This is a genomic window from Mesobacterium pallidum (genome assembly GCF_019966535.1).
Taxonomy (GTDB): Bacteria; Pseudomonadota; Alphaproteobacteria; order Rhodobacterales; family Rhodobacteraceae; genus Mesobacterium; species Mesobacterium pallidum.
Map to the genome: position 1 here is coordinate 124,831 of NZ_JAIMID010000016.1, position 23,793 is coordinate 148,623.

Here is a 23,793-nt window from a genome sequence, read left to right on the forward strand (position 1 = left end):
GGGTCACAGGAAAGCACGCATGACGCACAGCACGACAGAACCCGCGAATTTCACCGGCGCCGCGCCCAAGGCCGGGCCCATGCTGGCCGCCGACGGCAGGCCGCTCAAGAAAAGCCTGGCGCGTGCGCTGCGCCGCCAGAAGCTGCGGGCGCTGATGCTGGTCGCGCCGCTGCTGATCTTCGTGCTGGTGACCTTCATCGCGCCCATCGCGGACATGCTCTTCCGCTCGGTCGAGAACCAGATCGTGTCCGAGACGCTGCCCGAAACCGTCATGGCCCTGCAGGAGTGGAACGGTGAAAGCGACATTCCCGATGCGGCCTATGACGCCATCTATTTCGATCTTTTCACCGCGGCCGAGGCCAAGCAGCACACGCGGCTTGGCACCCGTCTGAACTACGAACAGACCGGCATCTCGTCGCTGTTCCGCACCTCGGGGCGCCAGCTCGACGACATCGGCGACGACGTCCACGATGCGCTCGAGGACATCAACCCGGCCTGGGACGAGCCCGCGCCCTGGTACCAGATGATGAACGCCGGCGACCGTCCCGTGGACACCGCGCTGCTGGACACCAAGATGTTCGACATGCGCGCCCTGACCGGCGAAGTCCTGGAAGGCGATCTGGGCTTTGCCCCCGCTCGGGAGGTGTCGGACCTGCTGCCGCGCACCGCCGCCGCCTATACCAGCTGGGCGATCTACACCGCCCTTGTGGACGGCGACATCGTGGCCGAGGAAGATCCGTGGGAATCCGTCTTCGCAGCCCTCGCCAGCGATCTGCAATCGGGCGCCGACGTGTCGGGTTACAGCGGTCCCGGGGCCGACATGCTGGCCGAGGCCGCCGCGAACCTCGATGCGCTGCCGGCGGTCGATTTCCGCAACGTGATGGTCGGGATCGACGAGGATTGGGGCGCGCTCGAGAATTGGCAGACCATCAAGCTGTACAGTCCCGATTACACGCCGGGCTACTTCCTCAACTCCGTCGACATGCAGAACGGCATCGACGGCGCCCAGATGCGCCCCGAGAACGAACGGATCTACATCACGCTGTTCATCCGCACGCTCTACCTGTCGCTGGTCATCACCGGGTCCTGCATCCTGCTGAGCTACCCGGTGGCCTTCCTGCTGTCGAACCTGCCGGCGCGTAGTGCGAACCTGCTGATGATCCTGGTGCTGCTGCCCTTCTGGACTTCGCTGCTGGTGCGGACCAGCGCATGGAAGGTTATGCTGCAACAGCAGGGCGTCATCAACGACGTGCTGGTCTGGCTCGGCCTCGTGGCCGATGACAGCCGGCTCGTGATGATCAACAACCAGACCGGCACGATCATCGCCATGACGCATATCCTGCTGCCGTTCATGATCCTGCCGATGTACTCGGTCATGTCGACGATCCCGCCCTACTACGTACGCGCCGCGAAGTCGCTGGGCGCGACCAACTGGACGGCGTTCTGGCGGGTCTACTTCCCGCAGTCGATCCCGGGGATCGGGGCGGGGTCGATCCTCGTCTTCATCCTGGCCATCGGCTACTACATCACGCCCGAGATCGTCGGCGGCACCAAGGGCGTCTTCATCTCGAACCGGATCGCCTATCACATCTCGTCCTCGCTCAACTGGGGCCTCGCGGCCGCGCTGGGGACAATCCTGCTGGCGGTGGTCCTGATCCTTTACTGGGCCTACGACCGAATCGTCGGCATCGACAACGTGAAGCTGGGGTAAAGTCATGAGCGTCAGTGACATCGTCATCACATCGACCGGAAAGAAGGACCCGTCCTTCACCATTCCCGTGATCGCCGCCGCCGGCGCCTTTGCCGGCATCTTCGTGGGCGCGGCCCAGGGCTCCACCCTTCTGGGCATCGTCGGCGGGGCCATCCTTCTGGCCATCCTTGCCTTCCTCTGTATCGAGAAGCTCGGCCGGGACGGAGAGAAGATGGCCCGCTGGGGCATCCTGGCCCTGTTCGCCGTGGGCGGCTTTGCCTTCGGCGCGGTGGCCGGGCTGGTCGTCGGGCTGCTCTTCGGCTGGTTCTTCGGCTGGTTCATCTACTGGATCGGCTTCAACCGCTACCGCGCGCATCTCGTGCCCTACCTGACCCCCGGACAGGTGCTGTGGCACTACAGCTTCCGCGTGATCTGCGGGGCGATCTTCGTGTTCCTCATCACGCCGATCATCGTGGTGATGCCGCTCAGCTTCAACGCCGAGGACTTCTTTACCTTCACCCCCGAGATGCTGAGGTTCGACCCCGAGGGCTATTCGCTCAAGCATTACCGCGACTTCTTCACCAACCCGGAATGGACCAGCGCGGTGTGGAACTCTCTCAAGATCGCGCCGGTCGCGACCTTCATCTCGGTCTCGCTGGGGACCCTGGCGGCGATCGGCCTGTCGCAGTCCCACGTGCCGGGCAAGCGCGCGATCATGGCGATCCTGATCTCGCCGATGATCGTGCCGCTGATCATCTCGGCCACGGGGATGTATTTCTTCTACTCCAAGATCGGCCTTGTCGGGACCTACTGGGGCATCGTGCTGGCCCATGCGGTGCTGGGCATCCCCTTTGTCATTATCACCGTGACCGCCACGCTGGTCGGCTTTGACCGCTCGCTGACGCGGGCGGCGGCGAACATGGGGGCGAACCCGGTCACCACCTTCTTCCGCGTGCAGATGCCGCTGATCCTGCCGGGGGTGATCTCGGGGGGCCTCTTCGCCTTCATCACCTCGTTCGACGAGGTGGTCGTGGTGCTGTTCATCGGCTCGGCCGAGTTGCAGACCTTGCCGTGGCAGATGTTCACCGGCCTGCGCGAACAGATTTCGCCCACGATCCTGGCCGCCGCCACGGTGCTGGTGTCGATCTCGATCGTGCTGCTGGCCATGGTCGAGATGCTGCGCCGCCGGTCCGAGCGGCTGCGGGGCATGAGCCCGGGTTAAGAGGAGGCGCCGATGCAACCCATCGAGTTCTGGATCTCGGTCGGCAGCACCTACAGCTATCTCACCATCGCGCGGCTCGATGCGGTGCAACGGGACACGGGGGCGGAGGTCATCTTCCGCCCCTTTTCCGTGCGCGAGATCATGATCGAGATGGACAACGTCCCCTTTGCCAGGAAACCGGTCAAGGCGGCCTACATGTGGCGTGACATCGAGCGGCGGGCCAAGGGCTACGGTCTGGCGCCGAAACTGCCCGCGTCCTACCCGCTGGCGCAGTTCGACCTGGCCAACCGGGTGGCCGTTCTGGCCGCGCGCGAGGGCTGGATCGCTGACTATCTCAAGGCCACCTATGCCGCCTGGTTCGAACAGGGACAGCCGGCGGGCGAGCCGGAGAACTTGGCCGCGTCGCTGGCGGCCGCCGGTCAGTCCATGGACCGCATTCTGGCCGAGGCGGAGAGCGACGAGATCGGCGCAGCCTATGCCGCCGCCACGCAAGAGGCGCGGGACCGCGGCATCTTTGGCGCGCCCTCCTTCGTCTGTGCGGACGGGGAATTGTTCTGGGGCGACGATCGGTTCGAAGAGGCGATCGCCTGGCAAAAGGCCCTGGGCTGAGGCCCTAGCGTTTCAGCGTCGCGAAGCGCGCGCCAAGCTCCTGCGCCGCCGCGTCCAGCCCCCAGGGCGGGTTCACCACGTAAAGGCCCGACCCGATCATGCCATGGCCTTCGCGGGCGGGGGGAAAGGCGACCTCGTGCCGGACCGCCTTGTCGATCCCGAGCGCGTCCAGCGCCCGGACCATCGGCCGGTGCAGCCCGTTCGTCAGGATCGGGTACCACATCATCAGCACACCGACGCCCCACTTGCGATGCACCTGCCCGACCAGTTTCGGCAGCGCCTGCCAGTCGCTTTTGACCTCCCACGAGGGGTCGAGCAGCATCAGACCGCGCCGCGGCTCGGGCGGGGTGAGCGACAGGGCCATCTGCAGCCCGTCCGTCTGTCGGATGTCGGCGCCGGGCAGGGCGGCGCGCAGGGCCTCCGCCTCGGTCGGGTGCAGCTCGGCCAGGGTCATGCGGTCATCTGCCCGCAGCAGGTGCCGCGCGATGAAGGGAGAGCCGGGGTAGGCGGTCGGCCCCTGCGTCTTGGCCGCCGAAAGCGCCCGGGCATAGGGGTGATCCGGCCCGAACCAATCAGCCACGCGGGCGATGCCCTGCGCCGCCTCGCCGGTCTTGAGCGCCTCGGGGCCCGACAGGTCATACAGCGCGCGGCCCGAATGCGTCTCGAGATAGCTGAGCGGCTTGTCCTTGCGGGTCAGGTAGTCCAGCGCCTGCGCCAGCAGCGCGTGCTTGTGGACATCGGCCAGGTTCCCGGCGTGGTAGGCGTGTTGATAGGACAGCATGGGCCGGGTGTGCCCGGCCCGCCGTGCCGCGTCAAGCCAGCCGCGCGGTGATCCGGTCGCGCACGTCCTGCAGCCGGTCACGCAGATCGGCCAGCTCGGTCAGGCTCAGCCCCGTTGCCTCGAAGATGCAACGCGTGATCTCCTCGCCCTCGCGGCGCAGGTCCTCGCCCTTGTCGGTCAGGCTGACGATCACCACGCGTTCATCCTCGGCGCTGCGGCGGCGGGTCAGGAGCCCCGCGCTTTCCATCCGCTTGAGCAGCGGCGTCAGAGTGTTGGTCTCGAGCGACAGCGTCTCGCCCAGCTCTCCGATGCGCCGATCGTCCCTCTCCCACAGCGCGACCAGCACAAGGTACTGCGGATAGGTCAGCCCCAACGGCGCCAGCAGCGGGCGGTAAAGCCGGGTCATCGCATGATCGGCCGAGTAGAGCGCGTGGCACAGCATATCGGCGGTGGCGGGAATGTGGGTCATGTTTCCAAGATAAATCGTGCGCGATCTAATCGCAAGGTGTTGCAAGGCCGGCTCAGCCACCCTACGTGTATCGCACACGATATAATCTCACACGATACAAAGGGGAACGCCATGACCATCCAGCCCGTCTACACCGCCGAAGCCTATGCCACCGGGGGCCGCGACGGACGTGCCGCCACCGCTGACGGCACCATCGATCTGCGCCTCGATCCGCCGAAGGAAATGGGCGGCAAGGGCGAAGGCAACAACCCCGAGCAGCTCTTCGCCGCCGGGTACGCGGCCTGCTACATCGGCGCGATGAAATTCGCGACGACGCAGGACAAGAGCCTCGCCAAGGTGCCCGCCAATACCAAGGTCACCGCGCATGTGGGGATCGGGCCGCGCAGCGACGGCGGCTTTGGCCTCAAGGTCGATCTGACCGTGTCCATGCCCGGCCTGACGGCCGAAGAGGCGCAGGCCGTTGCCGATGCCGGCCACGCGATCTGCCCCTATTCCAACGCGGTGAAGGGCAACGTCGCGGTCACGACCACCGTGGCCTGAGCCCAATGAAAAAGGCGCGCGGGATCCCGCCCGCGCGCCTTTCCCGTTCCTGTGGCCCGCCGATCAGCTGCGGACCAGCTTCTCGTAGCTGGTCGCGATGTCCTTGGTCAGCGCGCCGACCTCGAAGGTGTACTCGCCGATCTGACCCACCGGCGTGACCTCGGCCGCCGAACCGGTCAGCCAACACTGCTCGAACCCTTCCAGCTCGGACGGCTCGATATAGCGCTCGTGCACGGTGATGCCCTTTTCCTTGAGCATGCCGATGACGGTCTGGCGCGTCAGCCCGTTCAGGATCGCGTCGGGCAGGGGCGTGTGAACGTCTCCGTCCTTGACGAAGAAGACGTTGGCGCCCGTCGCCTCGGCCACGTAGCCGCGGTAGTCGAAGAACATCGCGTCCGAGCAGCCCTTGGCCTCGGCCGCGTGCTTGGACATGGTGCAGATCATGTAAAGACCGGCCGCCTTGGCGGCAGTCGGGATCGTCTCGGGGCTCGGGCGTTTCCAGCGCGCGATGTCGAGCTTGGCACCCTTCATCTTGGCGTCGCCGTAGTAGTCACCCCAGGACCAGGCGGCCACGGCCATGCGGACCGGGTTGCGGGCCGAACTGACGCCCATGTCGGGGCCCGCCCCGCGGAAGGCGACGACGCGGACATAGGCATTGTCGAGCCCGTTGGCGTCGAGCACGGCGCGCTTGGCCTCTTCGATCTGGTCGACCGAATAGGGGATCGGCATCTCCATCAGCTCGCCGGATTTCAGCAGCCGTTCCGAGTGCTTGCGGGACAGGAAAACCTTGCCGTCGTAGCACCGCTCGCCCTCGAATACGGAGGACGCGTAATGCAGGGCATGGCTGAGAATGTGGACCTTGGCATCGCGCCATTCCACCAACTTGCCGTCCATCCAGATCTTGCCGTCCATATCGTCGTAGCCAGTCATCGGCCTATCCTCTTCGGGTCCTCTGTTTTCCACTTGTTGCGCTGGATCGGTCCGCATCGGACATAAAGTTGCGCAAAAGCTGCGACTCGCTAACAGTTGAGACTTGGAATGTCAACAAGGCTGACATAAACTGCCCGCAAAGCAGGCGGAGAGTGAACATGGCAGACGGGCGCACGGCCACCGGGGGAGAGGCGCTTCTCTTCCTCACCGACGATCAGGTGCGGCAGGGGATCGAGGCGATGTACTTTGCCTATCGCGCCTTCACCGCCGATCCCGACCGCATCCTCGAGGACCTGTCCTACGGACGGGCGCATCACCGGGCGCTGCATTTCATCAACGGCGCGCCGGGCACGACGGTCAACAACCTGCTGCGCATCCTCGGCGTGACCAAGCAATCGCTGAACCGCGTGCTGCGGACGCTGATCGAGGACGGGTTGGTCGAAAGCCGCGTCGGCCGGGCCGATCGGCGCGAACGGCACCTGTTCCTGACCGAGGAAGGCGAGACGCTGGAACGGCAGCTGTCGGACGCGCAACGGGCGCGGATGCGCGCGGCCTACCGCAAGGCCGGCCCCGAGGCCGTGGCCGGGTTCCGCAGCGTTCTTGACGCGATCATGGACCCCGAGATGCGAGAGCAGTACAAGGCGATGCGGGACACCCGCCAATCGGGAGGATGACGGGCATGAGCGACCCGGACGCACATCTGCTGATCGTCGATGACGACGAACGCATCCGCACCCTTCTGCAGAAGTTCCTGGTACGGAACGGTTTCCTGGTGACGGCCGCCCGGGATGCCGCCCATGCGCGGCGCATCCTGACGGGGCTCGATTTCGACCTGATCGTGCTCGACATCATGATGCCGGGCGAGGACGGGATCGCCCTGACCCGGTCGCTGCGCGAGAGCTCAATGACACCGATCCTGCTGCTGACCGCGCGGGGCGAGACCGAGAACCGGATCGAGGGGCTCGAGGCCGGGGCGGACGACTACCTCGCAAAGCCGTTCGAACCCAAGGAGCTGCTGCTGCGGATCAACGCGATCCTGCGGCGCATGCCCGAGGTCGACAAGACCGAGGTCGCCCCCAAGGTGCTGAACCTCGGCGAGATCCGCTATGACCTCGAACGCGGCGAACTATGGCGCGGCGAGGAACTGGTGCGCCTGACGGCCACCGAATCGCAGCTGATGCGGATCTTCGCCGCCCAGGCGGGCGAGCCGGTGAGCCGTGCCAAGCTGGTCGAGGACCTGGGCCGGGACCGGGGCCAGGCGCAGGAACGCGCGGTGGATGTGCAGATCACCCGCCTGCGGCGCAAGATCGAGAACGACAGCAAGCAGCCGCGGTACCTGCAGACGGTGCGCGGCGCGGGCTACATGCTGGCGCCGGACTGATTGGCTGGCCGGGCAGGGGGGCGCTGCCCCCCGTCACCTTTGGTGACTCCCCGCGGAGTACTTTCGGAATAATGAAAGGAGGGTGTGGCGCATGGCCTTTCATTATTCTCCAAATACTCCCGCCGGAGGCATTTAAATCCGAAAGCGCTCAGATCGCGGCCAGCTCTTCGGTGATGGCCTTGGCCGCCGCCTGCGGGTTGGCGGCCTTCCACACCGGGCGGCCGACCACGATGTGATCAGCGCCAGCCACGATGGCGCTGGCCGGGGTTGCGACGCGTTTCTGGTCGCCAAGGGCCGCGCCGGCGGGGCGCACGCCGGGGGTGACGATCAGCTTGCCGGCGGCCTGCGGCAGGGCGCGGATGCGGGCGGCTTCCTGTGGCGAGGCGATGACGCCGTCGGCCCCGGCCTCCATCGCGCGGGCGGCGCGGGTTTCCACCAGGTCCGCGATATCGCCCGGCACCATCAGCCCGTCGTCGAGGTCCTGCCGGTCGAGCGAGGTGAGGATCGTCACCGCGAGGATCTTGAGGTTCGACCCCGCCGCGCCCTCCATCGCCGCGCGGACCACGTGCGGGTCGCCGTGGACGGTCAGGAAATCGAGGTCGAACTGCGCGATCCCGCGCACCGCCGCCTCGACCGTGGCGCCGATGTCGAAGAACTTCATGTCGAGGAAGATGCGCTTGCCGTGCTCCTGCTTGAGCTCGTTGGCCAACGCCAGGCCGCCCCGGGTCAGCATGCCGAGGCCGATCTTGTAGAAGCTGACCGTGTTGCCAAGGGCCTGCGTCAGTTCGAGGCCGGCCACGACATTCGGCACGTCGAGGGCGACGATGAGGCGATCGTCGGACATGGGGAGCTCCTGCGGCTGATGGATCTCGTCGCTTTTGGCAGAGCGGGGGCGTCGTGGCAAGCCGCGCAAGAAAGGGGTGGCAAGCCGCGCAAGAAAGGGGTGGCAAGCCGCGCAAGAAAGGGGTGGCAAGCCGCGCAAGAAGGGGGCGGCAAGCCGCGCAGGAAAGGGGCGGGACCTTGGCGCAAGCGGTCTGGCAAGGCGCCGCCGGCAACGATGCAAGACGAGCGACAGGCGGCCCGCGCCGTGCTACGCTCGATCCGCGATCAGGGCGGAGGCGCGCATGTCCGAGGTCACATTGTTGCTGGGCACCAACAAGGGTGTCTTCCTGCTGAGCAGCTCTCACGGGCGCACCAAGTGGTCCATCGACGGGCCGCGGTTCGGCACCTGGCCGGTCAACCACGTCAAGGCGGACCCCGGGTCGGGGCTGCTTTATGCCGGCGGCGTGAGCTGGTTCGAGGGCGCCTCGGTCTGGTGCAGCCGGGATAGCGGCGACACCTGGGACCGCTGCGGCGACCTGCCCGAGATGCCGGACGGGACCACGCCCGAATCGGTCTGGTCCATCGGATTCGCCGGTGACCGGGTGCTGGCGGGTGTAAAGCCCGGCGGGCTGTATGAAAGCCGGGACGGCGGGGACAGCTGGGTTCTGAACCGTGGCCTCTTCGAGCATCCGACGCGCCCCGACTGGCCGCCGGGGGGCGCGGGGCTGACGCTGCATCACATCGTGACCGACCCGGGCAACACCGACCGGATCTGGGTGGGCGTCTCGTCGGCCGGGATCTTCTACACCGAAGATGGCGGGCTCAGTTGGGCCGCGCGCAACCAGGGCATCAAGGTGATGGGGTTCGACGGCAACCCCAGCTATCCCGAGATCGGCAATTGCGTGCACGGGCTGGCGCTGGCGCCTTCGGGCGGGGGCCAGGTCATGTACCAGCAGGGCCACCAGGGCATGTACCGCAGCGACAACGGCGGCGCCCGGTGGGAAGAACTGGGCGGCGGTCTGCCCTCGTCCTTCGGCTTTCCGGTGGCGATCCACCCGCGCGATCACCAGACGGCCTGGTTCCTTCCGCTGAACGGCGACGTCAAGGGCCGCTATGTTCCCGATGCCGCCGCGGCGGTCTGGAAAACGACCGATGGCGGGGCCAGTTGGCGGGACGCGCGGGCGGGACTGCCGCAGGAGCATTGCTACTTCACCGTGTTGCGGCAGGCGATGGCGACGGACAGCCTTGACCCGGTGGGGGTCTATTTCGGGACCAACTCGGGCTCGGTCTATGCTTCGACCGACGAGGGGGGCAGCTGGACCTGCCTGGCCCGCGACCTGCCGCTGGTCAACTCGGTCGAGCTCTTGCCGACCAGCCCGGTCGAGCTGTTGCCGACCAGCCCGGTCGAGTTGCTGCCGACCTGACCGATTTTCCGCCCCGGCCAACTTGAACACGCCCCTGTGAGCGCCCATCTGGAGGGATGAGGTTCCCGACCCGCGCATGCCTATCGCAGGGTGCGCCACACCGGGGAATGCTTGAAAAGGAGAGTACCATGAACTTGGACAAGTTCACCGAGCGGTCGCGGGGATTCATCCAGGCGGCCCAGACCATCGCGATGCGCGAAGACCATCAGCGACTGGCCCCCGAACACCTTCTGAAAGCGCTGATGGATGACGAGCAGGGGCTCGCCTCGAACCTGATCAAGCGGTCGGGCGGCGCGCCCGAGCGCGTGGTGCAGGCGCTGGACATCGCCCTCGGCAAGCTGCCGAAAGTGTCGGGCGATGCGCAGCCCTACCTCGACGGTCAGACCGCCAAGGTTCTGGACGAGGCCGAGAAGCTGGCCCAGAAGGCCGGCGACAGCTTTGTGCCCGTCGAACGCATCCTGACCGCCCTGGCGATGGTGAAATCCCCCGCCAAGGAGGCGCTGGACGCCGGCGCGGTCAATGCGCAGGGGTTGAACGCCGCCATCAACGACATCCGTAAGGGCCGCACCGCCGACAGCGCCAATGCCGAGGAGGGCTATGACGCGCTGAAAAAGTACGCGCGCGACCTGACCGAGGCGGCCCGCGAGGGCAAGATCGACCCGATCATCGGGCGCGACGAAGAGATTCGCCGCTCGATGCAGGTGCTGTCACGTCGGACCAAGAACAACCCGGTGCTGATCGGTGAACCCGGTGTGGGCAAGACCGCGATTGCCGAGGGCCTGGCCCTGCGCATCGTCAACGGCGACGTGCCGGAAAGCCTGCGCAACAAGCGGCTGATGGCGCTCGACATGGGCTCGCTGATCGCAGGCGCCAAGTACCGGGGCGAGTTCGAGGAGCGGCTGAAGTCGATCCTGAAGGAGGTCGAGAGCGCCGCGGGCGAGATCATCCTCTTCATCGACGAGATGCACACGCTGGTTGGCGCGGGCAAGGCGGACGGGGCCATGGACGCCTCGAACCTGCTGAAACCGGCGCTGGCGCGGGGTGAGCTGCACTGCGTGGGCGCGACGACGCTGGACGAGTACCGCAAGCATGTCGAAAAGGACGCGGCCCTGGCGCGGCGGTTCCAGCCCGTGATGGTGACCGAGCCGACGGTCGAGGACACGATCTCGATCCTGCGCGGCATCAAGGAAAAGTACGAGCTGCACCATGGCGTGCGGATCTCGGACTCGGCGCTGGTCGCCGCCGCGACGCTCAGCCACCGCTACATCACCGACCGCTTCCTGCCCGACAAGGCCATCGACCTGATGGACGAGGCAGCCAGCCGTCTGCGGATGGAAGTGGACAGCAAGCCCGAGGAGCTGGACCAGCTTGACCGGAACATCCTGCAGATGCAGATCGAGGTCGAGGCGCTGAAGCTCGAGGATGACAAGGCGTCCAAGGACCGGCTGGAAAAGCTGGAAAAGGACCTGGCCGACCTGCAGGAGCAGAGCGCCGAGATGACCGCCCGCTGGCAGGCGGAGCGCGACAAGCTCTCGGCTGCGCGCGACCTGAAGGAGCTGCTGGACCGGGCGCGGGCCGAGCTGGAGCAGGCCAAGCGCGAAGGCAACTTCGCCAAGGCCGGTGAGCTGCAATACGGCCGCATCCCCGAGCTGGAAAAGCAACTCGAAGCCGCGGAAAACGCCGAGGACGACGTGATGGTGGAAGAGGCCGTGCGCCCCGACCAGATCGCGGCCGTGGTCGAGCGTTGGACGGGCATCCCCGCCGGCAAGATGCTGGAGGGCGAGCGCGAGAAGCTCTTGGCGATGGAAGAGGGCCTGCACAAGCGGGTCGTCGGCCAGAACCAGGCGGTCAAGGCGGTGGCGAATGCCGTGCGCCGGGCCCGTGCGGGTCTCAACGACGAGAACCGCCCGCTGGGGTCGTTCCTGTTCCTCGGGCCGACCGGCGTCGGCAAGACCGAGCTGACCAAGGCCTTGGCCGAGTTCCTCTTTGACGACGACAACGCGATGGTCCGCATCGACATGTCCGAGTTCATGGAGAAACACGCGGTGAGCCGCCTGATCGGCGCCCCTCCGGGCTATGTCGGTTACGACGAGGGCGGCGTGCTGACCGAGGCCGTGCGGCGCCGGCCTTACCAGGTCGTGCTGTTCGACGAGGTCGAAAAGGCGCATCCGGACGTGTTCAACGTGCTGCTCCAGGTGCTCGACGATGGCGTGCTGACCGATGGCCAGGGCCGGGCGGTCGACTTCAAGCAGACGCTGATCGTGCTGACCTCGAACCTCGGATCGCAGGCGCTGAGCCAGCTGCCCGAGGGCGCGGACAGCGGCCAGGCCAAGCGCGACGTGATGGACGCGGTGCGGGCGCATTTCCGCCCCGAGTTCCTGAACCGGCTTGACGAGACGATCATCTTCGACCGCCTCAAGCGGACCGACATGGATGGCATCGTCGATATCCAGATGGCACGGCTGCTCAAGCGGCTCGCGGCGCGCAAGATCCGGCTCGAGCTGGACGCGGGCGCGCGCAAATGGCTGGCCGACGAGGGCTATGACCCGGTGTTCGGGGCGCGGCCGCTCAAGCGGGTGATCCAGCGCGCGCTGCAGGACCCGCTGGCCGAGATGCTGCTGGCCGGGGACATCGGCGACGGCGACGTGGTGCCGGTGACGGCCGGCTCGGACGGGCTGCTGATCGGGGATCGCGTGGGCGCCAGCAACCGGCCCAAGCCCGACGACGCGGTCGTCCACTGAAACGACAAACCCCGCCCGGAGCGATCCGGGCGGGGTTTTCATGGCCCTCGGGCGCGGTCAGAACAGGAAATCGCCCGCGTCCACCTCGGCCAGCGTCATGTAGGCCAGCGTGATGCCGAACCCCGGCTCGCCGGCCGCGCTGATCAGCACGTTGGGTCCGGCTTCGGCAAAGGTCAGCTGGTCGAAGGCGGTCACGCTGGTTTCGCTCAGGTCGATCAGGTCGATCCCGTCCTCGAAATCCATGATCCAGTCCGACCCGGCGAACTGGCCGAAGGCGAAGACATCCGCGCCGGTGCCGCCCTCGAGGATGTCGTTGTCGTAGCCGCCGTTCAGCGTGTCGGCGCCGTCCTCGCCCACAAGCTCGTCCAGGCCGAAGCCACCCTGCATCAGGTCGTCGCCCAGGCCGCCCAGCATCTGGTCGTCGCCCTCGTCGCCGTCCATCGTGTCGTTGCCGTCCTCGCCCAGCATCTGGTCGTTGCCGTCGCCGCCCCAAAGCGAATCGTCGCCCGTCCCGCCCCAGAGCTTGTCGTCGTCATTGTCGCCCAAGAGCGTGTCGTTCCCGTCGCGACCATAAAGCCTGTCCTTGCCCGAGCCGCCGTCGAGGTGATCGTCCTCGGATCCGCCGTCGAGCTTGTCGTCCTGGTTGCCGCCCAGCAGCGTGTCGTTGCCCGCGTCGCCGCGCAGCTCGTCCCGGCCGGTTTCGCCGAGCAGCAGGTCGTTGCCGTCGCCGCCGCGCAACGTGTCGTTGCCGCCGCCGCCGTAGACGTCGTCGTCCCCCGCGCCCGAGCGGACCTCGTCCGAGCCGTCGCCCGCCTCGACCAAGTCGTCGGTGCCGCCGGTGTTGAGCTTGTCGCTCGAGCTGGTGCCGACGACGTGGACCTTGGCGGCCGGTTCCGGAGCCGGGTCGATGGGCCAGTCGTAGGGCAACACGAAGCTGTCGGTCACGGCCACGAGGCCAATCAGGGACGAGTCGTCGAAGGGCACGTTGGTCTGGCTGATGATCTTGGCGTCGAAGGTGCCGATCGCCTGGTCGGTGATGGTCGTGCCGTCGATGGTCAGCGCCTGGTTGAGGTAGGCGCTGGTGAGCGTCTCGCCGTCCTCCAGCGGGTCGCCCCATTGCGTGACGCGGCTGGATCCGGTCAGCAGCAAGGCGACCAGGACCTCGCCCGTGCCTTCGCCCTCGCGCGTCTCGGCCACCTCGGCCGCCTTGGCGACAATGAAGTCGGTGCCGGCATCCGCGTCCGTTCCGGTGTATCCCAACTGGCGGGCAAAGTTCATGACCCCGTCGTTGTCGGGGATGGTCAGGACCTGCATGAGCCGGGCGATCACGATGTCGATCTCGGGGATATACGCTTTCGCTGCCTCGACTAGGCGCATGTACTGGCTGAATTCGGGCCGACCCTGAAGATAGGTCAGAAGGTTGGTTGCCATCGTGGTCACGGACCCCGCTCACTCGTGTTTCCTTTGAGGGAACACTGGCGGAGAAAAGCGGCGTTTTAGGGAAACGTTAACGAAGATTAAGAGGTTTTTGGCCCGGGAACGCGAACGGGCGCCGCAGTTTCTGGAAACACTGCGGCGCCCGTGTGGCGGTTGCGTGACCCTTGGTCAACGCGCGGTGGGCGTCAGATCAGGAAATCATCGGCGGTGAGCGTGATGACCGTGCCCGGGGCGACGACCATGTCGATCTGCATGAGCCCCGCGATGTCGAGCCCGTAGATCACCGGGCCGGGGGCAAAGTTCGGCAGGATCAGCCCGATGCCCCCGAAGACGTCGTCGAAACTGGCGAGGCCAAGCGCGGTCAGGTCGATCAGGTCGGTGCCGTCCTCGAAATCCATGATGACATCGATGCTGCCGTCGTTCTCGAAGATAAAGGTGTCCGCCCCGGCGCCGCCGGTCAGCGTGTCGTCGTCCTTGCCGCCCTTCAGCACGTCGTCTCCGCCGCCGCCGTGGATCGTGTCGCGGCCCAGCCCGCCGTCGATCGTGTCATTGCCCGACAGGCTGCCGTCCGCGCGGTCGCCGAAGAGCACGTCGTCGCCCAGCTCTCCCAGCACGAGGTCGTCGCCGCCGTGGCCCGCGATGGTGTCGTTGCCGTCGCCGCCCTGCGCCGTGTCGCTGCCACGGCCGGCAAAGAGCCTGTCTTCACCGTCGCCGCCCTTGAGCAGGTCATCCCCGCTGCCGCCTGCCAGGGTGTCATCGCCGGTCCCGCCGTCGAGCGTGTCGCGGCCGCGTCCGCCCTTGAGCAGGTCGGCGCCGACTTCGCCCAGCAGCAGGTCGCGGCCAGTGCCGCCGTCCAGCGTGTCGTCGCCGTCGTGGCCCATCAGCGTGTCGCGCCCGCCGCCCCCGATCAGCGCATCGTTGCCGTCGCTGTCCGCGCCGCGCGATCCGCCGTCCAGCCAGTCGTGCCCGTAGCCGCCGACCAACAGATCGTTGCCCGCGCCACCTGACAGGAAATCGTCGCCGTTGTCGCCGTTGAGGAGATCGCGGTCGGCCTCTCCGAACAGCGCGTCGTCGCCGGCGCCGCCCCGAAGGATGTCCTCTCCGTCTCCGCCCCAGGCGGTGTCTTCGCCCTGGCCGCCGTCAAGGTAGTCGCGGCCCCCGCCGCCGGACAGCGAATCCGCGTCGGCCATGCCGCGCAGGGTGTCATGGCCGAGGCCCCCCAGCACGGTGTCGGACCCGCCGAACCCAGAATAGAACAGGTCTTCGCTGCTCCAGCTGAAATCGAAGTAGTCCGGTAGGTTGGTTCCAATTTCGACAGCCATGATGCGTCTCTCCTCGGTGGCTGGTGAACTCCTGCGTTTCCCGTGTCCCGTCCCCCGACGGGCTTTGCCCGGCGCCCGCGCCCGGCCTGCATTGCGCGGGCGCGGGACCTGTCGGCCCACGCCCGCGATGTCTCATGCTATCAGAAGATGAAGTCCGCGTCAGTCAGCGTGATCTCCTCTCCGGCCGCGACCCTGAGGAACAGGTGGGCCCCGCCGAAGGTTTCCGCGAAGAAAACGTCGGTCACGTCGAAGTTGCTGTAGGTGACCGAGGTATAGCCGGTCATGTCGAACAGGTCCGCATAGCCCTGCGACGAGACGTCGATGAGGTCGGTGCCGTCCTCGAAGTCCATGAGCGTGTCGATGCTGCCATCCGACAGGAAGACGAAGACATCCGCGCCGTCGCCGCCGGTCAGCTCGTCATCGCCGTCACCGCCTTCGAGCGTGTCGTTCCCGCTGTCACCCTGGACCAAGTCATCGCCGGCGCCGCCCAGCAGAAGGTCGGAATGGTCGCCGCCCGCGAGCGTGTCATTGCCCGCGCCGCCCAGCAGTTCGTCCCGGCCGAGATCACCGGTGAGCATGTCGTCCCCGTCGCCGCCGTTCAGCGTGTCGCCATGGGCACCGCCGTCGAGCATGTCGTCCCCGTCGCCGCCGAACAGCGTGTCAAAGCCGAAGCCGCCCCAGAGCGTGTCGTTGCCGAAGCCGCCCCAGAGGATGTCGGCCCCGTTCATGCCTTCGGCGCTGTCATTGTCGTCGCCGCCGGCAAGCCGGTCGGCGCCGCTGCCGCCCAGCAGCGTGTCGTCACCGCCCTGTCCGCCCAGGAAATCCGCGCCCTCGCCGCCCTTGAGCAGGTCATGCCCGTTGCCACCGAACAGCACGTCGTTGCCCGAGCCACCGTCGATCGTGTCGTTGCCGTCGTCGTTCGAAGCCAGCTCGTTGTCGCCGTAAAGCGTGTCGTTGCCGCCTTCGCCGATCAGCAGGTCATCGCCGTCCCCGCCATAGCCAAGGTCGTCATCCTCGCCCGCGGTCAGCGTGTCCTTGCCCGAGCCGCCGTTCATGTAATCGCCGCCGGTGCCGCCGTAGATCTCGTCGTCGCCGTCGTCGCCAAACAGGATGTCGGCCTCGGCTTCACCGTAGAGCGTGTCGTTGCCGGCGTCGCCCCACATGGAATCCTCGCCCATGCCGCCGCCCAGCAGGTCGTCGCCGTCGCCGCCGCTCAGGACATCGGAGTCCTTTTCGCCGTATAGCGTGTCGTTGCCGTCGCCGCCCCAGATCTCGTCCCAGCCGGCGCCGCCCTTGAGGCTGTCGTCGCCCGCGTTGCCCTCAATGTAGTCGGCCCCGTCGCCGCCGTCGATCGTGTCGTTGCCGCCGGTCTCGAGGTCGGCGCTGTCGCCGACCAGCCAGTCGTCGCCGTTCTCGCCCATGATCATGTCGTCGCCCAGGCCGCCCTCGACGCTGTCGTTGCCGTCATGGCCAAGGATGGTGTCGTTGCCGAGCCCGCCCAGGATCAGGTCGCCGCCGTCTTCGTCCTTGTCGAGCGACCGCGCGCCGCCGTCGATCTTGTCGTCGCCGTCGCCGCCCATCAACGTGTCGGACCCGGCGCCCCCGGTGAGGAAGTCGTTGTCGTCGCCGCCATAAAGCGCGTCTTCGCCGCGGCCGCCCTGCAGCACGTCGTCGCCCGCGTCCCCGACCAGCGTGTCATCGCCCGCCTCGCCGTAAAGCGTGTCTTCGCCGTAGCCGCCATACAGAAGGTCGTCATCGAGATGGCCATTGAGGGAATCGTCGCCCTCTCCGCCCATGAGCGTGTCGTTCAGGCTGCCGCCCCAAAGCGTGTCATTGTCGTCGCCGCCATAAAGCAGGTCGGCCCCGGTTCCGCCCGACAGGAAATCGCGCCCGGCAAAGCCCCAGAGGCTGTCGTCGCCGCTTTCGCCCAGCAGCGCGTCGTCGCCGGCCCCGCCGACCAGGCTGTCGTCGCCGTCGCCGCCCCAGAGCGTGTCGTTGCCATCGCCGCCCGACAGCGTGTCGGTGCCGTCCTCGCCCAGCAGGCTGTCATCGCCCAGCTGGCCCAGCAGCAGGTCGCGTCCGATCCCGCCTTCGATGGTATCGTCTCCGGCCCAGGCCTCGTAGTAGAGGTCGGTCGTGTCGGGCGCATGCACGTAGCTGTCGTTGCCCGCCGTCCCGGTCAAATTCGTGGCCATTGGTTTCACTCCTCATTCACCCGGGCAGGCCCGGCAACCCCATGAACAACACGGCGCCCGGGCCTAAGGGGCGGCCAGGGTCCGGAAAGACGTCTTGGGGCGTGCCGGCTGTCTCAGAAGAGGAAGTCGTCGGCCCCGATCGATGCCGCGTCGACGCCCGCGAGCGTCAGCGCGTTGTAGTCGTTGAAGGTGACAAGCGTGTCCGCCCCCACCTGCGTGATCACCAGGTCGCCGAAGCCCGTGACGCCCAGCGGCCCAAGGCCGGTGCCGTCGACCAGGTCGATGCCATCCTCGAAATCGGTGATCGTGTCGTAACCCGCGCGGTCTTCCATGACGAAGACATCTGCCCCGGCGCCGCCGGTCAGCATGTCGTCGTTCCAGCCCCCCGCCAGCGTGTCGTCACCGTCGTCACCCTGCATGGTATCCTTGCCGGCGCCGCCGACAAGCAGGTCGTGCCAGTTTCCGCCGTAGACCTTGTCGTTGCCGTTGCCGCCGTAGATCGTGTCGGCCCCGTTGTCGCCGTAGAGACGGTCGTTCTTGTTGCCGCCGCGGATCACGTCGCCGCCGTCGCCGCCCTGGATCAGGTCGTTGCCGGCCTCGCCGCTCAGCGTGTCGTTGCCGGCGCCGCCGGTCAGCTTGTCATCGCCCGAGCCGCCGTCCAGCAGGTCGTCGCCGTCCTCGCCGTTCAGCGTGTCCTTGCCGTTGCCGCCCGTCAGCGTGTCGTCGCCAAGCCCGCCAGAGATCGAATCCGACCCGTCGCCGCCGTCGTAGCTGTCATTGCCGTCGGTGCCGGTGATCCGGTCGCCGCCCGAGGTGCCGGTGGGCGCGGGCGGGGCGTCGGCGAGGATGAAGTCGCTGTCCGAGATGTCGGCGGCCGTGAGCCCGCTCAACGTGATCGAACTGAAGGTGCTGTAGTCGCCCAGCGAGATGCGGACGCCATCCGCGGTATCCGTCACCGTCAGCTGGCCCAGCGTGTGCACGGTCAGGTAGCTGATGTCGATCTTGTCGATGCCGATCTCGAAATCGGTGATCGTGTCGTTGTGGCTGTCGCCAAGGATCATGAAGGTGTCGGCCCCCGCGCCGCCCGTCATGGTGTCGTCGCCCTTGTCGCCCTGCAGCGTGTCGTTCCCGTCGCCGCCGTAGATCACGTCGTTGGCCGAGCCGCCGCGCAGGAAATCAAGGCCCGCGCCGCCGAACAGCGTGTCGTCGTTGTTGCCGCCGTTCAGGGAATCGTCGCCGATCCCACCGTAGATCAGGTCTTCGGCGTTGCCGCCATCGATCGTGTCGTTGCCGTCGTCGCCCTGGATCGTGTCCTTGCCGCAGGCGCCCGAGATGTAATCGTCGCCCGTTCCGCCGAAGGCGATGTCCGATCCGTTGCCGGTCAGGATGTAATCGTTGCCGGCCCCGCCCAGGATCTCGTCCTGGCCGTTGTTGCCGAAGTAGCTGTCATCGCCGTCGAGCAGGTCGATGGCGTCGCTGGTCGTGGTTCCCTCGAGAGAGTCATTGCCGGCTGTGCCGTAGGTCATGGTGGTCATTTCGGGCAGGCCTTCTTGCTTCCAGATCCGAGTATTTCGGGGCGCGCGACTCGCGCCCCCTTGGGGGAATAACCATCGAACTGGTGAAAACATTTACCATGCTGCAGCGCGAAAAATGAAGAAAATACGGCAAGAATGCGGCATGTGGGCGATCTTCGCATGGTGTCATGCGGGCGTTGTTTTCGACCTGAAAACAATGGTCCACCACGGGGCGAACTGTTGATGCGACTCGGCTTCGACAACACGGCGCCGCCACGTTTCGGCCATGATTCCGGTGGGCCCGTTCCTGCGCCGCAGAAAAACATGCCCCCGGCACATGTGTGACGGGGGCATCGAAACGACGTCATCGCCGACGTGACGTGAACAAGCCTGTCCGGGGGTATGATGCGGGGCCGGCTCCGCGCCGCCCCGCCGGACCGGGTCAGTCCAGCATCAGCGCCTCGCGCACGATGGAGTCGAGCAATGTCTCGACTGCGTCCATCGGCCCCTCGGGGTAGTCGTGGAAGCCCACCGTCACCTCGTCCGCGCTGTCCGGCAGCTGCGCCACGAAAATCCCGTAGGGGCACCAGACCAGGTTCATCGGGTCCGCCTCCATCACCTCGCGCGAGGTGGTGGCCGAGCAGAAGCTGACCACCTGCGCATTCGAGAACAGCACCACGTCCGAGCCGACGTCTTCGCGCGTGCGCTCGAGCATGTCGCCGACGTAGTTGGTGTGGTCGATCACCAGGCCCCGGCCGATGATCGCGTTCTCGAGGCTGAAGACCACGTCGTCAAAGCTGTCGGTCGTGGTGTAGGTGCGCGGCTCGGCCATGGCCGCGGTGCCGGCCGTCAGCGCCGCCGCGACGGCGAACGCCTTGAAGGTCTGTGTCGATCTGGGTCTCATGCTGGCTTTCCTCCCTGGCTTTTGGCCATCACCTCTTGTTCGCGCGCGAGGTGACGTTAACCTTGGGACCGAAAACGCCCGGGTCAATCCCGCGCGACAGAGCGGAGTGTCGCAGATGTCCCTTTCGATGCAGATCCTCGAGATCCTGGTCCTTGTCTTCGTCGCGGCAGTTGCGCTGCTGCTGCTGACGGCGCTGACCTTCTTCATCGTGGACCGGTCGCAGCACAGCGACGCGATCCGGCGCAACTACCCGGTCATCGGGCGGTTCCGGCACCTGTTCTCGTCGCTCGGCGAATTCTTCCGGCAGTATTTCTTTGCCATGGACCGCGAGGAGATGCCCTTCAACCGCGCGCAGCGGGACTGGGTCGAGCGGGCCGGCAAGGGCAAGACGAACACGGTCGCCTTCGGCTCGACCCGGGGTTTGAACATCGTGGGCACGCCGCTGTTCGTGAACTCGGCCTTTCCGCCGCTGCAGGACCAATATGCCAAGACCGAACCGCTGGTGGTCGGACCGGACACGCGCACGCCCTACCTCGCGCCGTCGATCTTCAACATCTCGGGGATGAGCTATGGCGCGCTGTCCCAGCCGGCCGTGCGGGCGCTTAGCCGCGGGGCGGCCAAGGCGGGCATCTGGATCAACACCGGCGAAGGAGGGCTGGCCCCGCATCACGAGGAAGGCGGCTGCGACATCGTCTTCCAGATCGGCACGGCCAAGTACGGCGTGCGCAACGACCAGGGCGGGCTCGACGACGACAAGCTGCGCGCCATTGCCGAGAAACCCCATGTGCGCATGTTCGAGGTCAAGATCGCCCAGGGCGCCAAGCCCGGCAAGGGCGGCATCCTGCCCGGATCGAAAGTGACCGAGGAAATCGCGCGCGTGCGGCATATCCCGGTGGGCAAAGACAGCATCTCGCCCAACCGGCACCCGGAGACCTACGACTTCCCCTCGCTGCTGGCCTTCGTCGCTCACGTGCGTGAAGTGACGGGCAAGCCGACGGGCATCAAGACCGTGATGGGCGACAAGGCCGGTATCCGGGGCCTGTTCGAAGAGATCGCGCGGCAGGGGCCGGACTCCGCCCCCGATTTCATCACTCTTGATGGCGGCGAAGGCGGCACCGGCGCCGCGCCCATGCCGCTGATCGACCTTGTCGGCATGTCGATCCGCGAGGCGCTGCCCCGCCTCGTCGACCTGCGCGACGAGTTCGGGCTGCACGACCGCATCCGCATCATCGCCAGCGGCAAGCTGATCAACCCCGGTGACGTGGCCTGGGCCATCGCCGCGGGGGCCGACTTTGTCACCTCGGCGCGCGGCTTCATGTTCTCGCTGGGCTGCATCCAGGCAATGAAGTGCAACCGCAACACCTGCCCGACCGGGATCACCACGCATGATCCCCATTACCAGCGTGGCCTCGTGGTCGAGGACAAGGAGGTGAAGGTCGCCCGCTACGCCGACCAGATCCGCGAAGAGCTCGAGACCATCGCCCATTCCGTCGGCGTGGCCGAGCCGCGCATGATGCGGCGCAACCACGTGCGCATCGTGCAGGACAATTCCGAATCCATCCTGATGAGCGACCTCTTCCCCCCGGTCCACCCGCAGGACGCGGTCACGTTGCAGGCCACCTGACCGATGCGCGGGCAGGGCGGGGAATGTTTCAAGCCCCTGCCGCCATCGTGACAGGACGTTTGTTGGCCGATGGCGGCCTCTCCTCTACCTATTGGGTCAACACACCCGAACGGACCGGAGGATCCAGATGGCCTATCGCTGGAAGAACGACCTGCGCGACTGCGATGTCACGCCCGAAGCGCATTTCCTGAACCGCCGCCAGATCATTGCCGGGGCCGGGGCGCTGGGCCTCGGGTCGATCCTGGGGCAGGGGGCGATGGCGCAGGGGCTCGAGCCCAATGCCTTCGAGGACATCACCAGCTACTGCAACTACTATGAGTTCGGCACCGGCAAGGATGACCCGTCCAGGAATGCCGGCGCGCTGACGACCTCCCCCTGGTCGGTCAAGATCGACGGCATGGTCGACAAGCCCGGCGACTATGCCTTCGAGGACATCCAGAAGGCCATGAGCACCGAGGAGCGCATCTACCGCTTCCGCTGTGTCGAGGCCTGGTCGATGGTCGTGCCCTGGAACGGGTTCGAACTGGCCGACCTGCTGAACATGGCCGGGGTGAAGTCCTCGGCCAAGTACGTCGCCTTTCAAACTGCCCTGCGTCCGGACGAGATGCCGGGCGTCCGGTTCCCCGTGCTCGACTGGCCCTATGTCGAAGGGCTGAGGATGGACGAGGCGATGCATCCGCTGACCTTCGTCGCCACGGGCATCTACGGCCGCGACATCCCGAACCAGAACGGCGCGCCGCTGCGGCTGGTGGTGCCGTGGAAGTATGGCTTCAAGTCGATCAAGTCGATCGTGCGGATCACCCTGACCGACCGCGAGCCGCCCACCGCCTGGAACAAGGCGAACCCGCGCGAATACGGCTTCTACAGCAACGTGAACCCCGAGGTGGATCACCCGCGCTGGAGCCAGGCCACCGAACGGGTGATCGGCGGCGGCTTCTTTGCCAAGAAGCAGCCCACGCAGAAGTTCAACGGCTATGGCGAAGAGGTGGCGAGCCTCTATGCCGGCATGGACCTTAAAAAGAACTTCTGATGCTGGCCGACACGATCAACCGCGCCGCGCGCCGCGTGCCCGCCTGGCCCATCTATATACTGGGTCTCATCCCCTTCGGCTGGTGGGTCTACCTGGGCGCCACCGGCGGGCTCGGCGCCGAGCCGGTCGAGGCGCTGGAGCATGAGCTGGGCGAGTTTGCCCTCAAGCTGCTGATCGTGGTGCTGGCGATCACGCCGCTGATGCGGCTGGCGCGCGTGAACCTGGTCAAGTACCGCCGGGCGTTGGGCATCATGACATATGTCTATGTCATGCTGCACTTCGCGGTGTGGCTGGTGCTCGACGTGCAGATCCTGTCCGAGGTCTGGGCCGATATCGTCAAGCGCCCGTATGTGACCGTCGGCTTCGTGGCGATGCTGCTGATGACGCCGCTGGCGCTGACCTCGAACAACTGGTCGATCCGCAAGCTGGGGCCGCGCTGGCGCAAGCTGCACAAGCTGACCTACCCGGTGGCCGTGCTGGGGGCGCTGCACTTCGTCATGCTGCGGAAGGGCTTCCAGCTCGAGCCGCTCATATACATGGCGATCATCCTGGGCCTTGTCGGGCTGCGCTACCTGCCGAAACCGGGGCGGCGAGTTGCCCGGGCCTAATAACGAGCCGGACATTCGAATTCTACGGGGAGCGATTCACTGAATCGCTCCCCGTTTTCGTTCCGGGTCGCGAATTTCGGGGGCGAGTCGCTTTTTCTGCCCCGAACCGACTCGGACTCGCGACTGAATCGGAGGGGCGAGTCACCCGAGTCTGGCCGATTTTGTGGATAACCCTGTGGGTATGTCATGATGTTGTCACCTTGGGTGGTTCAGGGTGCGGATGACTCGCTTTGATAGCGCCGCCGTTAACGCTGCCATCGTCCCGTTGGTGCAGAAAATCACGCAAAGTTATTACGTGAATTCAATGCGTTGCGTGATAATCAGAGAAAAATCGCAAGAGACCCGATTTTTCCGCTTGCGGGTCCGCACCCCTAACCGTAAAAGCCCCCTCACCGGCGGCGCTGAGGCGCAGACGGGGCGGCCCACCGGGGCGCACGAGACGGAGCCAGCGAGACGCTGGCGAGGTTGAGGGTAAGACGGTGGGTTGAACAAATCAGAGGTAATGACGGGCGGGCGCGCCGAGAAGTTAGGGCGCATCGGTCTGGTTTTT

At 66.5% G+C, this 23,793-nt stretch carries 20 protein-coding genes; 11 read left to right on the forward strand and 9 right to left on the reverse strand.

Annotation, left to right across the window (positions count from 1 at the left end; all coding sequences use genetic code 11):
- Positions 1-19 precede the first annotated feature (19 nt).
- The 3 genes from MF270_RS20480 to MF270_RS20490 are packed head-to-tail and all read left to right on the forward strand — an operon-like array spanning position 20 to position 3,521.
- Positions 20-1,711 (forward strand): ABC transporter permease, encoded by a 1,692-nt coding sequence (locus MF270_RS20480; protein ID WP_238367646.1) that lies wholly within the window; start codon positions 20-22, stop codon positions 1,709-1,711.
- Positions 1,712-1,715: 4 nt separating this feature from the next.
- Positions 1,716-2,912, forward strand: coding sequence for an ABC transporter permease (locus MF270_RS20485; protein WP_238367647.1), 1,197 nt, complete (start codon positions 1,716-1,718; stop codon positions 2,910-2,912).
- A gap of 12 nt (positions 2,913-2,924) precedes the next feature.
- Positions 2,925-3,521: a 2-hydroxychromene-2-carboxylate isomerase gene (locus tag MF270_RS20490; protein ID WP_238367648.1), complete on the forward strand. Its 597-nt coding sequence runs from the start codon at positions 2,925-2,927 to the stop codon at positions 3,519-3,521.
- Between the two features lie 4 nt (positions 3,522-3,525).
- On the opposite strand, the gene MF270_RS20495 is transcribed toward MF270_RS20490, so the two are convergent.
- Both MF270_RS20495 and MF270_RS20500 read right to left on the reverse strand, forming a co-directional pair.
- The gene (locus MF270_RS20495) at positions 3,526-4,302 is read right to left on the reverse strand and encodes a 23S rRNA (adenine(2030)-N(6))-methyltransferase RlmJ (protein ID WP_238367649.1); all 777 of its coding nucleotides are present in this window, start codon (positions 4,300-4,302) and stop codon (positions 3,526-3,528) included.
- 31 nt (positions 4,303-4,333) lie between these two features.
- On the reverse strand, positions 4,334-4,771 hold the full coding sequence (locus MF270_RS20500) for a MarR family winged helix-turn-helix transcriptional regulator (RefSeq protein WP_238367650.1): 438 nt from the start codon (positions 4,769-4,771) through the stop codon (positions 4,334-4,336).
- Positions 4,772-4,882: 111 nt separating this feature from the next.
- Between MF270_RS20500 and MF270_RS20505 the strand changes: the two genes are divergently transcribed.
- Positions 4,883-5,311: an organic hydroperoxide resistance protein gene (locus MF270_RS20505; RefSeq protein WP_238367651.1), complete on the forward strand. Its 429-nt coding sequence runs from the start codon at positions 4,883-4,885 to the stop codon at positions 5,309-5,311.
- Between the two features lie 63 nt (positions 5,312-5,374).
- Here MF270_RS20505 and MF270_RS20510 read toward each other — a convergent pair whose 3' ends face one another.
- Entirely contained in the window at positions 5,375-6,241 is an 867-nt protein-coding gene (locus MF270_RS20510) for a branched-chain amino acid aminotransferase (protein WP_238367652.1), read from the reverse strand.
- 158 nt (positions 6,242-6,399) lie between these two features.
- Here MF270_RS20510 and MF270_RS20515 point away from each other — a divergent pair, with 158 nt between their 5' ends.
- A complete protein-coding gene (locus MF270_RS20515; RefSeq protein ID WP_238367653.1) occupies positions 6,400-6,915 on the forward strand; it encodes a MarR family winged helix-turn-helix transcriptional regulator in 516 nt (171 codons plus the stop codon).
- Between the two features lie 5 nt (positions 6,916-6,920).
- Complete coding sequence (locus MF270_RS20520; RefSeq protein WP_238367654.1) at positions 6,921-7,622, forward strand: response regulator; 702 nt, start codon at positions 6,921-6,923, stop codon at positions 7,620-7,622.
- 148 nt (positions 7,623-7,770) lie between these two features.
- Here the strand turns inward: MF270_RS20520 and pyrF are convergent, their stop codons facing one another.
- Complete coding sequence (pyrF, locus tag MF270_RS20525) at positions 7,771-8,466, reverse strand: orotidine-5'-phosphate decarboxylase (protein ID WP_238367655.1); 696 nt, start codon at positions 8,464-8,466, stop codon at positions 7,771-7,773.
- A gap of 280 nt (positions 8,467-8,746) precedes the next feature.
- On the opposite strand from pyrF, the gene MF270_RS20530 reads away from it, so the two are divergent.
- Entirely contained in the window at positions 8,747-9,868 is a 1,122-nt protein-coding gene (locus tag MF270_RS20530) for a sialidase family protein (RefSeq protein WP_238367656.1), read from the forward strand.
- Between the two features lie 128 nt (positions 9,869-9,996).
- Positions 9,997-12,609, forward strand: coding sequence for an ATP-dependent chaperone ClpB (gene clpB, locus MF270_RS20535; protein WP_238367657.1), 2,613 nt, complete (start codon positions 9,997-9,999; stop codon positions 12,607-12,609).
- 57 nt (positions 12,610-12,666) lie between these two features.
- Here clpB and MF270_RS20540 read toward each other — a convergent pair whose 3' ends face one another.
- The 5 genes from MF270_RS20540 to MF270_RS20560 form a co-directional block, all read right to left on the reverse strand.
- The gene (locus MF270_RS20540; protein ID WP_238367670.1) at positions 12,667-14,040 is read right to left on the reverse strand and encodes a calcium-binding protein; all 1,374 of its coding nucleotides are present in this window, start codon (positions 14,038-14,040) and stop codon (positions 12,667-12,669) included.
- 191 nt (positions 14,041-14,231) lie between these two features.
- Positions 14,232-15,368 carry a calcium-binding protein gene (locus MF270_RS20545; RefSeq protein ID WP_238367658.1) on the reverse strand — a complete coding sequence of 379 codons (1,137 nt, stop codon included), beginning with the start codon at positions 15,366-15,368 and terminating at the stop codon, positions 14,232-14,234.
- A gap of 140 nt (positions 15,369-15,508) precedes the next feature.
- Entirely contained in the window at positions 15,509-17,563 is a 2,055-nt protein-coding gene (locus MF270_RS20550) for a calcium-binding protein (RefSeq protein WP_238367659.1), read from the reverse strand.
- A 113-nt stretch (positions 17,564-17,676) separates the two neighbouring features.
- Positions 17,677-19,089 (reverse strand): calcium-binding protein, encoded by a 1,413-nt coding sequence (locus MF270_RS20555; RefSeq protein ID WP_238367660.1) that lies wholly within the window; start codon positions 19,087-19,089, stop codon positions 17,677-17,679.
- 430 nt (positions 19,090-19,519) lie between these two features.
- Positions 19,520-19,981, reverse strand: a complete 462-nt coding sequence (locus tag MF270_RS20560) for a DUF302 domain-containing protein (protein ID WP_238367661.1) — start codon at positions 19,979-19,981, stop codon at positions 19,520-19,522.
- Between the two features lie 115 nt (positions 19,982-20,096).
- On the opposite strand from MF270_RS20560, the gene MF270_RS20565 reads away from it, so the two are divergent.
- From MF270_RS20565 to msrQ, 3 genes are all read left to right on the forward strand, one after another.
- The gene (locus tag MF270_RS20565) at positions 20,097-21,605 is read left to right on the forward strand and encodes an FMN-binding glutamate synthase family protein (RefSeq protein ID WP_238367662.1); all 1,509 of its coding nucleotides are present in this window, start codon (positions 20,097-20,099) and stop codon (positions 21,603-21,605) included.
- Between the two features lie 127 nt (positions 21,606-21,732).
- Complete coding sequence (gene msrP, locus MF270_RS20570; RefSeq protein ID WP_238367663.1) at positions 21,733-22,635, forward strand: protein-methionine-sulfoxide reductase catalytic subunit MsrP; 903 nt, start codon at positions 21,733-21,735, stop codon at positions 22,633-22,635.
- Positions 22,635-23,243: a protein-methionine-sulfoxide reductase heme-binding subunit MsrQ gene (msrQ, locus tag MF270_RS20575; RefSeq protein WP_238367664.1), complete on the forward strand. Its 609-nt coding sequence runs from the start codon at positions 22,635-22,637 to the stop codon at positions 23,241-23,243. The genes msrP and msrQ overlap by 1 nt, the downstream gene beginning before the upstream one ends.
- The last annotated feature ends 550 nt before the right edge of the window (positions 23,244-23,793 follow it).

Coding starts and splice junctions, on each gene's coding strand:
- MF270_RS20495 (WP_238367649.1), bottom strand. CDS start 4,302: ATGCTGTCCTATCAACACGCCTACCACGCCGGGAACCTGGCCGATGTC.
- MF270_RS20520 (WP_238367654.1), top strand. CDS start 6,921: ATGAGCGACCCGGACGCACATCTGCTGATCGTCGATGACGACGAACGC.
- MF270_RS20500 (WP_238367650.1), bottom strand. CDS start 4,771: ATGACCCACATTCCCGCCACCGCCGATATGCTGTGCCACGCGCTCTAC.
- pyrF (WP_238367655.1), bottom strand. CDS start 8,466: ATGTCCGACGATCGCCTCATCGTCGCCCTCGACGTGCCGAATGTCGTG.
- msrQ (WP_238367664.1), top strand. CDS start 22,635: ATGCTGGCCGACACGATCAACCGCGCCGCGCGCCGCGTGCCCGCCTGG.
- MF270_RS20490 (WP_238367648.1), top strand. CDS start 2,925: ATGCAACCCATCGAGTTCTGGATCTCGGTCGGCAGCACCTACAGCTAT.
- MF270_RS20550 (WP_238367659.1), bottom strand. CDS start 17,563: ATGGCCACGAATTTGACCGGGACGGCGGGCAACGACAGCTACGTGCAT.
- MF270_RS20530 (WP_238367656.1), top strand. CDS start 8,747: ATGTCCGAGGTCACATTGTTGCTGGGCACCAACAAGGGTGTCTTCCTG.
- MF270_RS20540 (WP_238367670.1), bottom strand. CDS start 14,040: ATGGCAACCAACCTTCTGACCTATCTTCAGGGTCGGCCCGAATTCAGC.
- MF270_RS20480 (WP_238367646.1), top strand. CDS start 20: ATGACGCACAGCACGACAGAACCCGCGAATTTCACCGGCGCCGCGCCC.
- MF270_RS20545 (WP_238367658.1), bottom strand. CDS start 15,368: ATGGCTGTCGAAATTGGAACCAACCTACCGGACTACTTCGATTTCAGC.
- MF270_RS20515 (WP_238367653.1), top strand. CDS start 6,400: ATGGCAGACGGGCGCACGGCCACCGGGGGAGAGGCGCTTCTCTTCCTC.
- MF270_RS20485 (WP_238367647.1), top strand. CDS start 1,716: ATGAGCGTCAGTGACATCGTCATCACATCGACCGGAAAGAAGGACCCG.
- msrP (WP_238367663.1), top strand. CDS start 21,733: ATGGCCTATCGCTGGAAGAACGACCTGCGCGACTGCGATGTCACGCCC.
- MF270_RS20560 (WP_238367661.1), bottom strand. CDS start 19,981: ATGAGACCCAGATCGACACAGACCTTCAAGGCGTTCGCCGTCGCGGCG.
- MF270_RS20555 (WP_238367660.1), bottom strand. CDS start 19,089: ATGACCTACGGCACAGCCGGCAATGACTCTCTCGAGGGAACCACGACC.
- MF270_RS20505 (WP_238367651.1), top strand. CDS start 4,883: ATGACCATCCAGCCCGTCTACACCGCCGAAGCCTATGCCACCGGGGGC.
- clpB (WP_238367657.1), top strand. CDS start 9,997: ATGAACTTGGACAAGTTCACCGAGCGGTCGCGGGGATTCATCCAGGCG.
- MF270_RS20565 (WP_238367662.1), top strand. CDS start 20,097: ATGTCCCTTTCGATGCAGATCCTCGAGATCCTGGTCCTTGTCTTCGTC.
- MF270_RS20510 (WP_238367652.1), bottom strand. CDS start 6,241: ATGACTGGCTACGACGATATGGACGGCAAGATCTGGATGGACGGCAAG.